The sequence below is a fragment of the Actinocorallia longicatena genome, from assembly GCF_039534125.1.
GTDB classification, from domain to species: domain Bacteria; phylum Actinomycetota; class Actinomycetes; order Streptosporangiales; family Streptosporangiaceae; genus Actinocorallia; species Actinocorallia longicatena.
In genome coordinates, this window is the sequence record NZ_BAAAUV010000011.1 from 102,646 (window position 1) to 117,391 (window position 14,746).

13 protein-coding genes are annotated in these 14,746 nt (G+C 71.1%); 9 read left to right on the top strand and 4 right to left on the bottom strand.

Annotation, left to right across the window (positions count from 1 at the left end; genetic code table 11):
• Positions 1–38: 38 nt before the first annotated feature.
• From wecB to ABD785_RS22575, 3 genes are read left to right on the top strand one after another with little or no spacing between them, the layout of a single operon-like run.
• Complete coding sequence (wecB, locus tag ABD785_RS22565; RefSeq protein ID WP_344831584.1) at positions 39–1,304, top strand: non-hydrolyzing UDP-N-acetylglucosamine 2-epimerase; 1,266 nt, start codon at positions 39–41, stop codon at positions 1,302–1,304.
• On the top strand, positions 1,301–1,780 hold the full coding sequence (locus ABD785_RS22570) for a hypothetical protein (RefSeq protein WP_344831586.1): 480 nt from the start codon (positions 1,301–1,303) through the stop codon (positions 1,778–1,780). The genes wecB and ABD785_RS22570 overlap by 4 nt, the downstream gene beginning before the upstream one ends.
• On the top strand, positions 1,777–3,120 hold the full coding sequence (locus ABD785_RS22575; protein WP_344831589.1) for an XrtP-associated glycosyltransferase: 1,344 nt from the start codon (positions 1,777–1,779) through the stop codon (positions 3,118–3,120). The genes ABD785_RS22570 and ABD785_RS22575 overlap by 4 nt, the downstream gene beginning before the upstream one ends.
• Before the next feature lie 3 nt (positions 3,121–3,123).
• Here the strand turns inward: ABD785_RS22575 and ABD785_RS22580 are convergent, their stop codons facing one another.
• From ABD785_RS22580 to ABD785_RS22595, 4 genes are all read right to left on the bottom strand, one after another.
• A complete protein-coding gene (locus ABD785_RS22580) occupies positions 3,124–4,356 on the bottom strand; it encodes a glycosyltransferase family protein (protein ID WP_344831592.1) in 1,233 nt (410 codons plus the stop codon).
• The gene (locus ABD785_RS22585; protein ID WP_344831594.1) at positions 4,356–5,330 is read right to left on the bottom strand and encodes a HEAT repeat domain-containing protein; all 975 of its coding nucleotides are present in this window, start codon (positions 5,328–5,330) and stop codon (positions 4,356–4,358) included. The genes ABD785_RS22580 and ABD785_RS22585 overlap by 1 nt, the downstream gene beginning before the upstream one ends.
• A 201-nt stretch (positions 5,331–5,531) precedes the next feature.
• A complete protein-coding gene (locus ABD785_RS22590; RefSeq protein ID WP_344831596.1) occupies positions 5,532–7,862 on the bottom strand; it encodes a DUF7507 domain-containing protein in 2,331 nt (776 codons plus the stop codon).
• 118 nt (positions 7,863–7,980) lie between these two features.
• On the bottom strand, positions 7,981–8,796 hold the full coding sequence (locus ABD785_RS22595) for a hypothetical protein (RefSeq protein WP_344831598.1): 816 nt from the start codon (positions 8,794–8,796) through the stop codon (positions 7,981–7,983).
• 165 nt (positions 8,797–8,961) lie between these two features.
• Between ABD785_RS22595 and ABD785_RS22600 the strand changes: the two genes are divergently transcribed.
• The 6 genes from ABD785_RS22600 (at position 8,962) to ABD785_RS22625 (ending at position 14,147) form a co-directional block, all read left to right on the top strand.
• Positions 8,962–9,261 (top strand): molybdate ABC transporter substrate-binding protein, encoded by a 300-nt coding sequence (locus ABD785_RS22600; RefSeq protein ID WP_344831765.1) that lies wholly within the window; start codon positions 8,962–8,964, stop codon positions 9,259–9,261.
• 13 nt (positions 9,262–9,274) lie between these two features.
• Positions 9,275–10,540, top strand: coding sequence for an FG-GAP and VCBS repeat-containing protein (locus ABD785_RS22605; RefSeq protein ID WP_344831600.1), 1,266 nt, complete (start codon positions 9,275–9,277; stop codon positions 10,538–10,540).
• 236 nt (positions 10,541–10,776) lie between these two features.
• Positions 10,777–11,550, top strand: coding sequence for an SDR family NAD(P)-dependent oxidoreductase (locus ABD785_RS22610; protein WP_344831603.1), 774 nt, complete (start codon positions 10,777–10,779; stop codon positions 11,548–11,550).
• Between the two features lie 87 nt (positions 11,551–11,637).
• Positions 11,638–13,212, top strand: coding sequence for an alpha/beta hydrolase (locus ABD785_RS22615; protein ID WP_344831605.1), 1,575 nt, complete (start codon positions 11,638–11,640; stop codon positions 13,210–13,212).
• A 102-nt stretch (positions 13,213–13,314) separates the two neighbouring features.
• Positions 13,315–13,659, top strand: coding sequence for a hypothetical protein (locus ABD785_RS22620; RefSeq protein WP_344831606.1), 345 nt, complete (start codon positions 13,315–13,317; stop codon positions 13,657–13,659).
• A gap of 5 nt (positions 13,660–13,664) precedes the next feature.
• Positions 13,665–14,147 carry a L,D-transpeptidase gene (locus ABD785_RS22625; RefSeq protein WP_344831608.1) on the top strand — a complete coding sequence of 161 codons (483 nt, stop codon included), beginning with the start codon at positions 13,665–13,667 and terminating at the stop codon, positions 14,145–14,147.
• The last annotated feature ends 599 nt before the right edge of the window (positions 14,148–14,746 follow it).

Below are 14,746 nucleotides of genomic sequence, written 5' to 3' on the forward strand. Positions count from 1 at the left end.
GGCGACGGCTTTCAGTCGACGGGCCTACAGGGGGCGACATGGACAAGACCCGGGTCATGGTGCTGGTCGGGACCAGGCCGGAGGCCATCAAGCTGCTTCCCCTGATCCTGGAGCTGCGGGCGTCGCGGCGGTTCACGCCCTTCGTCGTCTCCACAGGGCAGCACGAGGAGATGGTCGCGGAGATCCTCGGCCTGGCCGACGTGAAACCGGACGTCGTCCTGGGCTGCGAGGGCGGGGGCGGCCTCAACCAGCTGTTCGCCGGGGTCGTCTCGGGTCTGGAGCGGGTGTGCCTGGAGGAGTTCGGCGAACACGACTCGGTCGTCGACCGGGGCTTCGACAGCCGGTTCCCGGCCGCGGCGCTGGTCCACGGGGACACCAGCTCGGCCGCGGCCGCGGCGGTGGCCTCCTTCCACATGCGGATCCCGGTCTGCCATGTGGAGGCGGGACTGCGCACCCACTCGACGCTCACCCCCTTCCCCGAGGAGCTCAACCGGCAGCTCATCGGCCGGATCGCCCAGTTCCATCTGGCGCCCACCCTGACCAACAAGGAGAACCTGATCCGGGAGGGAGTCCCGATCGGGCAGATCTTCGTGACCGGCAACACCGGCATCGACGCGCTCCGCTGGGCGTCCGAGCTGCGGGTGCCCTACGGCGAACCCGGGCTCGAGGATCTGGAGAACGACGAGGACGGCACCGTCGTGGTGATCACGGCGCACCGCAGGGAGAACTGGGACGGCGGGCTGAGCCGGATCGCGCAGGCCGTCGCCCAGCTCGCCGAGGACTCCCCGTACGTCAGGTTCGTGCTGCCGGTGCATCCCAATCCGCTGGTCGGCAGGGCGCTGCGGCCGGTGCTGGAGGGGCACCGGAACGTCCGGCTCGTCCGGCCGATGGGGTACCCGCAGTTCGCGCGCCTGCTCCGGCGGGCCCACTTCGCGATCAGTGATTCCGGCGGGATCCAGGAGGAGGCGCCGTCCCTGGGCACGCCCGTCCTGGTGACCAGGGACTCCACCGAACGCCAGGAGGGCCTGACGGCGGGGACGCTCAGGCTCGTCGGCACCGATCCCTCGCGGATCGTCGACGAGGCGAACCGGCTGCTGGCCGATCCCGCCCACCATCTGGCCATGGCGGCCGCCCCCAACCCGTACGGGGACGGGCACGCGGCCGACCGGATCGTCCGGGCGCTGGAGAACCTGGCGTTCCGGGACGCGGCGCCCGAACGCTACGGAAGCGGATACGACCGGTCGGAGATCCTCAAGGCCGCCGGGTTCGGCGGCAGCATCGTCGCGCCCACGGCGGAAGGATGAGCCGCCGGGTCATCGCGATCGGACTGCTGCTCACCGCGCTCCTGCTGCTGATCTTCGTGCGGCCGCTGCGCGAGGCCGAGATCCGGTTCCTGGCGCGGGTACTGCCGGGAGGCGCCGAGGCCGTGGGCGCCAATCTCGAATGGCCGAAGTTCACCATCACGCTCACGGTCCTCCAGTCGGTGTCGGCCATGATGATCCCCTGGGTGGCGCTCTCCGGCACGGTCCTGCTCAGCCTGCGGCTGCCGGTCGTCCGGGTGCTCGCCACGCTCGGCGTCCTGCTGTTCGTCAACGGGGTGCTCACGGTCGGCGTCATCGCCGCGACGGCGTGGGTGCTGTCGTTCTGGCCGACGGAGCGGGCCTCGCTCCTCTCCCAGGCCATCACCCCCGGCCTCACTCAGTTGATCATGGTCGTGGCGGTCGCCGTGGGAATCCGGCTCGTCTACGGCCCCGTGCCGCTTCCTGGAGAGCAGAATTGATCTGGGAGATCGTCTTCACCCTCGGCTCGCTGCTCGGTGTGTTCCTGGCGAGCGTGTTCCTGGTCTATCTGGCCGGTCTGATCCGGGTCCACCGGCGCCCGCTCACCTATCTGCCGGGCGACCCCGGCCAGTTCGGGTGGCATCTCGCCGTGCCGTGCCGCGACGAGGAGGCCGTCATCGGCAGAACGGTCTCCGACCTGCGTGAGCTGTTCCCCCACGCCCATCTCTGGGTGATCGACGACGCCTCCGAGGACGCCACCGCGGCGATCGTCCAGAACCTGACCCGCGGCGACGAACGGCTCCATCTCGTCTCGCGCCGCCTGCCCGACGCCCGCACCGGCAAGGGCGACGCCCTGAACGCCGCGGTGGACGCCATCACCGCCTTCGCCGGCGGCGACCCCGACCTCGAGATCGTCGGAGTGGTCGACGCGGACGGCCGGCTGGCCCCCGACGCCCTGGCCGTCTGCGCGGGCCCGGAGCTGTTCGGCGATCTGGCGGTCGGAGCCGTGCAGGTCGAGGTCCGCATGATCAACCGCCATGACCCGGCCCCGCGTCCCGGCGCGGGCCGCTTCCGCAACCTCCTGTCCCGCATCCTCATCCGGATGCAGGACCTGGAGTTCCGCGGGCCCATCGCCGCCCAGCAGGCCCGCCGCCGCGAGGTCGGGACGGTCGCCATGGGCGGCAACGGCCAGTTCACCCGGCTGTCCGCGCTGCACGACCTCCAGGCCCGGCTGGGCCGGATCTGGGGCGGCAGCCTGGTCGAGGACTTCGAACTCGGCGCGTTCCTCCTGCTCGCCGGCTGGGAGACCGAGTTCACCCGCGACACCTATGTCGAGCAGGAGGCCCTGTGGAGCATGCGCCGGTGGATGGCGCAGCGCACCCGCTGGACCCAGGGCACCATGCAGTGCCTGAAACTGATGCCGAGCGTGTGGGCGTCCCCCCGGTTCGCCGACCGGGGGGTGCTGGAGATCTCCTACTTCCTGCTCCAGCCGTGGCTGAACGTCATCGGCAGCCTGGTCTTCATCCCCCTGCCGATCATCTACACCGTGCTCGCGGTCACCGGGGTGATCGACGCCCCGCTGATCCTGATCCTGATGCCGTTCCTGTACGTCCTGCTGTCGTTCGCCCAGCACTGGGTGTGGGGGATCTTCTACCAGCGGGACGAGAAGGCGGGCGTGTGGCGGACGGCGGGCTGGAGCCTGGTGTTCATCGGCTACATCCACCTGGTGATCATCACCTCGTGGAAGGCGTTGATCCGGATGATCCGCGGTCAGGGCGGCTGGGCCAAGACCCGCCGCAACTCCGAGACCCTCACCGGCCCCGTCGCCAAGGAGGAGTAGAAGTCAGGAGACGCCGCCGTGCAGCGGGACGGCGGCGAGCAGCCGGACAGGCTCACGGACCCGGTCGTAGTGGCGGAAGGCGAGGACCTCCAGGGCCAGCCCGGCGGCGGTGACGGTCATCGGCACCAGCCCGGCGAAGGCCAGGAGGAGCAGGACGACGGCGGGGTTCACCCCGTCATGCCCGGTCAGGGCCAGGACTCCGCCGACGGCGGCCAGCCCGAGGTAGACGAACAGCAGCCGGTTCGCCCACGGCGCGAGGATCCTGAGCAGCCGCCAGGGGGTCTCGACCAGGCTGATGGGGCCGGGCACGGACCGGCGCCGGACGACGTGCGCGGAGCGTCCGAGAGGCACCCAGACGATGGGGTCCGGGACGATGGCGATCCGGTAGCCGTCGCCGCCCTTCAGCGAGCCGTGGATGCGCAGCGCCAGGTCGGGACCGGCCCCGCCGAGCCCGGACAGCAGCTCACGCCGGTACACCGACAGTTCGGCCGGGAGATCCGTGGTCGCGTTCAGCCGGGATCGCGCCACACCGTTGATCAGTCCGCGGCGCAGGAGGGCCAGCGCGCCCCTGCGGTCTTCCAGCCTCTCGGGGGCCCTCGCCTCGGTGACGCGTCCGGCCACGACCTTGGAGCCGTCGAGGGCCCGGGGGACCGAGGCGGCCGCGACGACCCGGCCGGGATCGTCGAGGAACGGCGCGACCATCGTCAGCAGCGCGCTGCCGTCCAGGACGGCCTCGATCCGGGTCAGGCAGACGAGCGGATGCCTGGCCGTGGCGATCCCGCAGTTCAGGGCGTCGGTGTCGTTCTTCGCGGTGGCGGCGACGAGGGTGAGGCCCCGCCCGGACCAGCAGCCCGTCACCCGGGCACTGGTCTTCAGCCCCGCGCCGATCCACAGCCGGGGGTTCAGCCCGAACCGCTCGACGATCGGGGCCAGGTCGGCCTCGGGGACGCCGTCGGCGACGACCACGACCTCGAGCCGCGGATACCGCAGCCCGAGCAGCGCACGGATCCGCTCCCCGGTGTCCGGCCCGATGTCCTGCACGGTCAGGATGATCGAGACGGCGGGGCTGAACGGATTGGCGAAGGCCTCCTCGTCGGCGTCCTCCCCGGCCCGCCTCCGGCGCAGCAGCGTGGCCGCGGCGATCAGGGTCAGTGCCAGCGCGCCCAGCGCGGCGACCAGGTAGTAGAGGACGAGCGCCCAGCCGAGGCCGTCGACCAGGGTGACGAACCAGTCCATCAGGATCCTTCCAGGCGGAGGAGGGCGTCGGCGGCGGCGCGCGCGTTCGCGGGGTCGGGGTCGTCCAGGGCCGCGCGCAGGGCCTCGGCGGTGGAACCCGCGCCCAGCTCGCCCAGGGCCTCGGCGGCGGCCCTCCTGACGGCCGGATCGTGATCGCCGAGGCGGGCGGAGATCGCGCCGGCCGAGGCGGGGGAGCCGAGACGGCCGAGCGCCCCGAGGATCGCCACCCGGACGTCCGCCTCCTCCTCCCGCTCCAGCCGCGACAGCAGCTCGCGCACGTCCCGGGGGCCACCGAGGACCCCCAGGGCCGCGGCGCTCGTGCTGCGGGCGCGCGGCTGAGGGGACTCCAGTCCCGCACGGAGCTGGGGCGCGGCCGCGGGCCCGAGCCGGACCAGTGCCGCCGCGACCGGATCGGGACCCACCGGCCGGTGACCCGCCAGGGCTTTGAGCAGCGGCCGCGCCGAGCGGGGATCCCCGATCCGGCCGAGCGCCAGCGCCGCCGCCGCCCGGACCTCGGGATCGGCGTCGCGCAAAAGGAAGGTGAGCCTGTTGCGGCCCGGCTCCCAGCCCGCGGCCCCGAGAAGATGGGCGGCCCTGCGGCGCAGCAGCGGGCTCCACCCGCTCGTGGCGGCGAGCAGCCGCCGCATCTCGCCCCGCTGCTCCATGACCTCTGCCAGCCCCGCCTGGGCCGATCCCCGCGTCTTGTACAGCAGGGAGACGAGCTGAGGCCGGGCCGCCCGCCAGGTCCGCGGTCCGACGCGCCCGAGCTCGGCCAGCAGCTCCTCCTCGTCGTCGCCCTCGGCGGCCAGCCGCAGCAGCAGCGGGCGCACCCGTGCCGCCCGCTGCCAGCGCCGGCGTCCGCGCCGGTCCCGCAGCCAGTAGGCGGCGGGCACCAGCGCCACCGTCGCGAGCAGCAGCCCGAGGCAGACGGCCGCGACCGTCCAGGACACCCCCATGACCGGAACAGTCGACATATGAGGTCATTCGCCCGGACCCGCTCCGGGCAATCTCCCCCGAGTGCCAAACCTCCACCAACAGACACGCCGCCGTCGTCATCGAAGAGGAGCCGTCAGGCCGCCCGGCTCACAGGAGGCCGGTGCCGCGAGGTGATGGTCCTCGCCCTGCCCGCGTCCGTCCCCGGGGGCCACGCTGGGCGCGGCCCCCGGGCGCGAGCGTCAGGCGGATTCCGCCGGGCGGCAGGAGAGCCGGGCCGCGGCTGAGGAGGTAGTGGCGCGGCAGCGGCCGTAGCCGACCTTGGCCTTGGATTTGGCGGCCTTGTGGGTGTGCGGGCCGACGGTGCCTCCGTCGGGGGTGTCCCCGTCGACGTAGGCGCTGTTGATGATCTTGCCGCGCTTCACGTCCTTCTGGGTGGTGGTGTAGGTGCCCGCGCAGGTGAGCTTCCGGCCCGGAGCGAGGCCGCGCTTGGCCTTCTTCGGGCAGCGGATCGTGATGTTGCCGCTGGTGGGAATGTCATGGATCTTGACGTTCTTCAGGGTCACGTTGCCGGTGTTGGTCGCGGTGAGCGTGAAGCTGATCTTCTGGCCGGCGGCGGTGAACGTGGCGGGCTCGGCGCGCTTGACGAGCTTGACCGACGGGTCCGGCTTCACGATCACATTGGTGGGTGACGGCGGTGAGATGTCGGGAAGGCCACGCGGCGTCTGCCCGGACGCCGCCGCGGTGTTGGTGACCCCTCCAGCGTCCACGTCGGCCTGGGTGAGCTTGTAGGTGGCGTGGCAGGTCACCGTCTCACCCGGGTCGAGCGGGTTGATGGCGGGCGGGCAGATCACCTTGGGCGGCGTGCCGGTGCCGCTGAACGGCTTGTCCTCGATCTCCACCCCGAGGAGCGGCTCCGCGCCGGTGTTGGTGACCACGAAGGTGTAGGTGATGCGGTCGCCCGCTTCCAGGACCGCGGGACCGGCGGGCTTCGCCGTCTTGACGATCTTCAGGCTGGGACGGCCCGGTGTGACGACCTTGCTGGAGCAGTCCGGATCGCACTGGGGATCGACGACGTCCTCCGGCCTGGTTGCGGTCGCCGTGTTGGGCAGGTCTCCCACCGTGCCGTCGGCGGGAACTCCGGTGATCGTGTAGGTGACCTTGCCGCCGGCCGGGATCGTCGCGCTGTCGTTCAGGTCCCCGCTGCCGGAGGCCGTGCAGGTCGCCCCGCCGCTGCCCGCGCACGTCCAGGTGACGTTTTCCAGCGGGACGTCGTCGACGACCTGAACGCCGGTCGCGGTGCTCGGTCCGGCGTTGGAGACGATCACGGTGTAGTTGAGCGGCTTGCCCGGCTGGTAGTTCTTGGGCGAGAAGCCCTTGGCGATCTTCAGGTCGACCTGCGGCTTCACCACCAGATCGGACGGCTGCGGCGGGTTGAGGCCCTTCTCGTCGGTGTTGTCGGGCCCGTTGGTGTAGGTGCCGATCGGGGCCTTCACATCGACGCTGACCGTGCAGGAGGTGTCGCCGTTCTTCAGGTCGCCCGTCACCGTCACCGTCCCGGTGCCGGCGACCGCGGTGACCTTGCCATTGGCGCAGGTCGTCGACGCGTTGGACGGGGACGCCACCTTCATGCCGGACGGCAGGGTGTCGGTGAACGACCAGCCCGCCTTGCCCGCCAGCTCGCTCGTGTTGGTGACGGTGAACGTCAGGGTCGAGGTCTGGGCCTCGCCGATCTCGGCGGGGGAGAAGGACTTGTCCAGCGTCGGCGTGGAGTCGACGATCTCGATGTCGTCCAGGGCTCCGTCGTTGCCGTTGCCGGTCGGCTGCTTGTTCCTGACCCGCAGGCCGAGCGTGGAGCCCGGGTACAGCACCGCGTTGGGCGTCACGAACTCTCCGGCGTGGACCGTGACGGTGCCGCCGCGCGGGTCGGGGACGGTGTAGTCCTGGCCCGCCGCGGTGCACACGTTGATCGAGCCGCCGATGGGGAGCTCGGTCGGCCCGTTGACGGCGATGAACTGCAGCAGCGGCGGCGCGGCGATCGCGCAGTTCACCGCACCGGCGGTCACCTTCGCCGACAGGTAGCGGTTGCCACCGGCCGGGATGGGGATCGGGTTCGCGGTCTGGAACTGGATCTCCTCGCCCGCCGGCGGGCTGCCCTCGGTGTACTCGGCGAGGGCGCTGTTGGTGTTCGGCGGCGTGGTGCCGTTGACCTGCCCCATCGCGTACACCAGCGACCGCAGCCGGGAGTGCGGCTCGGCCTGGGGCTGGATCACCGTGCAGTCCGCCGGGTTGGCGGTGTTGTCGTAGTTGAGGATGAACCCGTTGCAGTTCGGCGCGCTCACCCAGAACGGATCACCCGAATAGGTCTGCCCGCTGATCCCGGTGTAGGCGGTCAGCGCCTGCTCGGCCGCGGGGTTCGCCCGGTTCTCGAAGTCCTCGGTGAACAGCACCGACGGATCCTGAGGGACACCCGGCACCCTGGCGGCGGACCGGTCCGACGCCGCCGCCGTCAGACCCGGCAGGGCGACGAGGCCCGAGGCCGCCAGCAGCAGGCACACAGTGGAATGTCTCACTCCAGCCTTCATGGTCATGAAGAGAGCGTTTTACATCCGGCGGCCGGCCCCGGGATCGACCGCGCCGAAAAATGATCAAAACCGTCCCAAGTTTCCGCCGGCCGTCCGGCGGACCGGTTCAGGTCGCCGGCTCTTCGGGGTAGCGGCAGCCGTAGCGGTCGCCGTCCGGGTCGAGCCGGAACGCCCTCGCCTCGCTTCTGCGGAGCGTTCCCTGGCAGACGGCGTCACGGTCGATCTTCTCCCGGCATTTCCAGGCGTTCTTCGCGTCGGCCGTCTTGTCCTTGGTGGGATCGATGTAGTACTCGGAACGGTTGTCGGCCGGGGTTATCGCCTTCTTGCAGTACTCGCCCATGTTGCCGATGTCGCCGACGTTCCGCTTTCCGTCATAGCAGTTGGCCGTCTGGGCGTCGGTGGGTTCCGCCAGCCGGGCCGCGAGCCGCCCTTCTTTCGGATGCGCGTTCTCGCAGGCTCTGTCCAGTGAAACGGGAAGCAGGCAATAGTCGCCTCCGACGTATTTGTAGCCGGCGCGTTCGCAGTACTGCTGCTGGCTCAGCCCGTCCTTGGAGACGACCCATCGGGGCTCGCCGCCGGCGGGGTTCACCTGGAGGTTCCCGATGACGAGGGCGAGCGTCGCGAAGAACAGCGCTGCCATGCCGATCTTCCGCATCCGTTCCCGGGAGACCCCCCGGAACGGGCGGCGGGGAATCGCCGCCGCGATCCTGTCCAGGAATCCGGCGATGATCGTGGTGACGCCGAAGGTGACGGTGAACAGGGTGACGGCCGCGAGAAAGGCCAGCCATTCCTCGAAGTCGTGCGGCGGGAAGACCTGCGGGACCAGGGCTTCGCCCGCGACCGTGCACAGGCTGACGAAAGCCGCCAGCAGGCCCGCGAGAACATAGTGGCGGATCTTGATTTCACGCTCACTGCCGGGCATGTCGAATTTCCCCTTGACGTCACAAAGTCCCCCAAGCCGTTTTAGCAGGAAATGAAGATCCTTTTCGGGCAAGGACCTTTCTGGTCCTGATTCCGGAGCCGAGGTCGGCAGGCCCGTCGGAGGCGATGGTCAAAGGTCTGCTGATCGCGCATCAGCGCCGCTTCGCTGACGGGCCCGTTCACCGAGCTCGGCAAGAAGTTCGAGGCGGCCCACGCCGGAGTGAAGGTCGTGTCCAACTTCGGGTCCAGCGCCACGCTCGCCCAGCAGATCACCCGGGGCGCACCCGTGGACGTCTTCGCCTCCGCGAGCCCGGCCACGATGAAGACCGTCACCGACGCCGCCGCCCTGGTGTACAAGCCCTGCTCCTCGACGCGGCCGCCCGCTGAGCCCGTCCCTCGCGACAAGTTTCCGATCTGTTCCGAACCTTTTCGGACTATGGCGTGTCAAAGGGTGAAAATCCTTTGATAGAGGAGGCGGCGTGCGTCGATCTCTCGTGCTCGTGATGGCGGCAGGGCTCATGGTCTCCGTGGTGCCCGGCCAGATGGCCGAGGCGGCGCCGAGGAAACCGGCCAAGCGCTGGGACTTCAACGGGGACGGCCGCGCCGATCTCGTCGTCGGCGCCCCCTCGGTGAAGGTCGGCGGGACGAGGGGCGCGGGCGGGGTCTACGTCTACAGGGGCACCGGGAAACCGGTCCTGATCACGCGGGCGACCCCGGGCGTCCCGGGCGGTCCCGGGTTCACGCAGGAGTTCGGGAAGAGCTTCGTCAGCCACGACTTCAACGGCGACGGCTACGCCGACCTGGCCGTCACCTTCGGGAACGGCAGCGGGGGCAGCGCCGAGGGGATCGTCCTGCTGTTCGGCTCGAAGAAGGGCCTGACCGGCAAGGGCAGCCGGGTCCTGCCCGGCACCCTGGCCATGGCCGCCGGCGACTTCGACCACGACGGCAGGGGCGACCTCGCCGTCTACGCGAAGTCCGGCAGCGCCGTCACCCTCTACTCCAAGGGCCTCACCTCGACCCGTGAGCTCCGGACCGGCAAGCGCGGCTTCGGCTACGCCCTCGCGGCCGGCGACGTCTCCGGCGACGGCGTCGACGACCTGATCGCGGCCACCCCCGACATCTGGACGGGTGAGGACGGCGGCTCGGACGGCGGCCCGCCGCGCATCCAGCACGCCCAGCTCACGGTCTTCTCCGGCACGAGGATCTGGCACAAGACCATCGGCGACGGCAGCATCCGGCACATCGCGGCGGCCGACCTGACCGGCGACGGAAAGGCCGAGGTCGTCTACAACGGCTACTTCGCCAACACCTTCGTCCAGATCAGCAAGGGCGGGCGCTTCGCCCCCAAGCCGGTCGTCATCAAGCGCACCGGCACCGACCTCACCCTCGGCGACGCGACCGGTGACGGACGCGCCGACCTCGCACTCGGCTACCTCCCTGTCAACACCGACCGCGGCGGCCGCGTCTACTTCTACCCCGGCACGAAGAAGGGCGTCGGCAAGGCCCGCGTCATCCGCCGTCCCGGCCAGCCCCGCTCCGACGCCTTCGGCCGCTCCGTCCACCTGATCAACATCACCGGCGACCGCCGCGCCGATCTCGTCATCGGCCTCCCCCGCGACCGCAAGGGCAACGGCTCCGTCCTCGTCCTCCCCGCCGCCAAGCCCACGTCCTCCCGCTTCCTCCACCCCACCGCCTCCGGCTTCGCCCTCTACGGCGAGAGCGTCTCCGGCCACCTCCCCGTCTAGGGTCTGTTTCAAAGTCAACTGCCCTACTGCGCGGCGTCCAGGCACGCACCTCGCGAGGTTGTCGTCGGTCGCCGACCCAACCAGGTCGACTCCCTCCTCCGCCCCCGCGAGGCACGCACCTGGACGCCGCTCGCCACGGGCGCCGACTTTGAAACAGCCCCTAGCCCACCTGCGGCTCAGGCGAAACCCCCGTGCTGGCCGAAGGGGCGTGAAACGGGATCTGTACCTTGATCCCCATGGACGCTGAACGCCTGCGATCGCTGTTCGACCTCTCGGGGAGGGTGGCCGTCGTCACCGGGGGGACCCGGGGCATCGGGCTCGCCATAGCCGAGGGGTTCGTCGCCGCGGGCGCCCACGTCGTCGTCGCGAGCCGGAAGCCCGAGGCCTGCGCCGAGGCGGAGGCGCACCTCAACACCCTGGGCGGCGGGACGGCGCTGGGGGTGCCCGCGCACCTCGGCGACCTGGACGAAATCGACACCCTCGTCCAGCGGACCGCCGACACCTTCGGCAGGCTCGACATCATCGTCAACAACGCCGCCAACCCCCTGGCCCAGCCGCTCGGCTCCCTGACCTCCGAGGCGTTCGCCAAGTCCCAGGACGTCAACGTCCGCGGCCCCGTCTTCCTGGTGCAGCGGGCCCTCGACCACCTCACCGAGAGCCCGTGCGCCTCGGTCGTCAACGTCGTGTCGGCGGGCGCCTTCCTCTTCTCGCCCTACATCTCCATGTACGCCGCGGCCAAGGCCGCGATGGTGGCCTACACCCGTTCCATGGCCGCCGAGTTCGCCCCGCGCGGCATCCGGGTCAACGCCCTGGCCCCCGGCACCGTGAACACCGTCATGGTCCGCAACAACCCTCCCGAGTTCCAGACCGCCATGGAGCAGGCCTCCCTCCAGAAGCGGATGGCCGACCCCGACGAGATGGTCGGCCCGGCCCTGTTCCTGGCCTCCGACGCCGCCAGCTTCGTCACCGGCCAGGTCCTCCTGGCCGACGGAGGCCTGGTCCCCCGCTGACCCCTGCCGTTCCAACTTCTGGTGAAGGTTCCGCCGGGGGAGGGCGGGTTCGTGCGGCCGGAGCGGGGCGGTCGTTAGCGTCTGCGCATGGCTGTTGATCTTGTGGCAGGGGTGCGGTGGCTGGCCGCGGGCGTGGTGCCGTTCGTGCTCGTCGTGGGGGGTCTGGTGGCCGTTCCTGCCGCTCGGGCGGCCGCGGGGCCGGGGGACGGCCAGCCGGTGCAGGCCGCGCCGCCGCCGATCCGGTGGGGGAAGTGCCCGGCGGACCGGAACATGCCGGAGGGGTGGCAGTGCGCCCGCTACCGGGTTCCGCGTGACTACTCCCGTCCCGGCGGGGCGATGCTCACCCTCTTCCTGGCGCGGCTGCCGGCCCGTGATCCGCGGAAGCGGAAGGGGTCGGTGTTCTTCAACCCGGGCGGGCCCGGCGGCGGTGGTGTGGAGGCGGCGTCGTACTGGGAGGACTATGTCGGGGCGTCGGTCCGCAGGCGGTACGACCTGGTGACGTGGGATCCGCGCGGGGTGATCCGGAGCAGGCCCCGCCTGAGGTGCCTGCCCACCGAGCAGGCGGTCGCGGCGCAGTCGGCACCGGGCGCCGTCCTCACCCGCCGGGAGATGCTGATCCGGCTCACCGCCACCGCGGCGATCGGACGCGGTTGCAGGACCAAGCCGCTCGCACCGTTCATCACCTCGATGGACAACGTCCGCGACCTCGACCGGCTCCGGCGGGCGGTCGGTGACCGGCGGCTGTCGTATGTCGGGATCTCCTACGGGACGGTCATCGGCGCCCTCTACGCCAACGTCCATCCCACCCGCTACCGGGTCCTGGTCCTGCACGGCGTCGTGGACTCCACGACCTGGTTCCGCCCGTCGTTCGCCTTCGCCACCGACGACGGAGTGCTGCTGGAGAACACGCTGCGCGCGGCCCTGGTCGCCTGCGACCGCTCCGGCCGGGGCTGCGCCCTCGCACCGCACGCGGTGAGCAAGTACCGCGTCCTGCTGAGGTTCATCAGGGCGAACGCGCTGACCAGGCGGAACTCCGAGCACTTCACCGGGCTGTGGGCGACCGCCCAGGCTCTCGTCCAGGGCAGCCCCGCCGCCGCCCGGGCGGCCGCGGCCACGCTTCAGGCCGCTTACGAAGAGCTCCTGCTGCGGCGGCAGGCCGTCTCACCGACGCTGCTGGCCGAGGCCCGCAAACCACACCGGCCGATCGTCCGGACATCGCCGTCGGCCGGGGAACTGAACTTCGGGGACGTCCGCGACGCCACGATCTGCTCCGACGCCGGCCTCATGCCCCGGCGCCACTCGGCCTGGGTGGCGGCCGCCCTCCGCGCCGACCGGCTGGCCACCACCTTCGGCGCGGCGAGCGTCCTGGACCGGTCGGTCTGCGCGGGCTGGCGCTCCCACGGCGACACCTACACCGGCGGGTGGAACCACGGCGCACGTCCCGTCCTGCTGCTCAACCAGGTATGGGACCACGCCACCCCGCACGCGTGGGCCCGCACCATGACCCGCCGCCTGGGCAGGGCGAAGCTCCTGACGCTCACCGGCTGGGGCCACGGCGTGCAGACCCCTTGCGGCCGCACCGCCGTCGACGCCTACCTCACCACCGGACGCCTCCCCACCGCCCCCTTCTGCCCCGACGGCAAAGCCCTGTTCCCCCGATGAGCGGGGGAGTTCTTTACCCCGGCGGCCGCTGACGGCTCTGCGGTCATGGGTATCGCCTGGTCATAAGCCGATCATCGGTCGGCACGGGACCGGGGGCGGCCGATGAAGGCGATGATTCTGAAGGAGTTCCTGGAGCTCCGGCGTGACAAACGCACCATGGTCATGATCATCGCACTGCCGCTGCTGCTCCTCGTGATCTTCGGATACGCGGCGAGCTTCACTGTCGACGACCTGAAGACCGACGTCTACGGAGCCGGCCTGCCCGTCACCCTGGCCGGGCGCACCGTCCGTCTCGCCGACACCGCCCCCGGCCTCATCCGCAAGGCCCTGGACGCCGCCGGCATCACCGCGGACGTCCGCCGGGTGCCCGCCACCCTGGAGGAGAAGATGACCGGCATCGACCGCGCCACCAGGGCCGCCGCCCGGGTGACGCAGCCGATCCGGTGAGCGTGATGATGACGAGGACGGGCGGGGCGAAGACCTCGCGGATGCTGGCCGGTTCCCTGGTCACCCTGGCGTTGAGCGCCGGGCTGATGGCCGTCGGCGCGTCCGCCGAGGCCGGGGCGAGACCACGGGTACGTGTCGTGATCGACCTCGGTTCGCAGCGGATGAAAGTGATCAAACGCGGGCGAGTCGTGCTGCGCACCAGGGTCTCGACGGGGTCGGGACGGTACTACTGCGTGCAGGGGCGCTGCGGACGGGCGGTGACACCGCTGGGCCGCTTCCACGTCGTGCGCAAGCTCAGGGGATGGCGTGAGGCGCCCCTGGGCCTGATGTACAAACCGATCTACTTCCATCGCGGGTATGCGATCCACGGCTCGTTGACCGTGCCCCGCAAGCCCCGCTCGCACGGGTGCGTCCGGGTTCCGATGGAGGTGGGGGAGAAGCTCGGTTCGCTCCTGCGCGTCGGCGATGTGGTGATCGTGCGGCGCTGAACAGCAGGATCCGGCCACGTTCGGGCAAGGAATCGGCAGGACGTGCCGGTGCGCCCGGGAGAGGCATCGGCCACAGCGAAGATCATCGGGAAATCGTTCCACGATCAATGAGGTCTTCATGGCACATGCTCGTCTTCTTGTCGTGTCCGCGACCGGCATCCTTCTCACCGGTCTGTTCGCCGGGGGAACGCCCGCCGCCGGCGCGTCGGCGCCCACCGGCCCGTGCAAGGGCAAGGTCTACAACGGAAAGGTCTGGATCAAGAAGCTGAAGGACACCGGGAAAACCGTCGTCCTCCAGGGCTGCCAGGGCAAGACCGGCCCCGCCGGTCCCAAGGGCGCTCCCGGTTCCGCCGGTCCCAAGGGCGCGACGGGTGCGCCAGGACCGACCGGCCTGGCGGGCCCGACAGGTCCGACGGGTCCGACGGGTCCGACCGGTCCGACGGGCGCTGATGGAGCGACGGGTCCGACGGGTCCGACGGGCGCTGATGGAGCGACGGGCCCGACGGGTCCGACGGGCGCTGATGGAGCGACGGGCCCGACGGGTCCGACGGGCGCTGATGGAGCGACGGGCCCGACGGGTCCGACGGGCGCTGATGGAG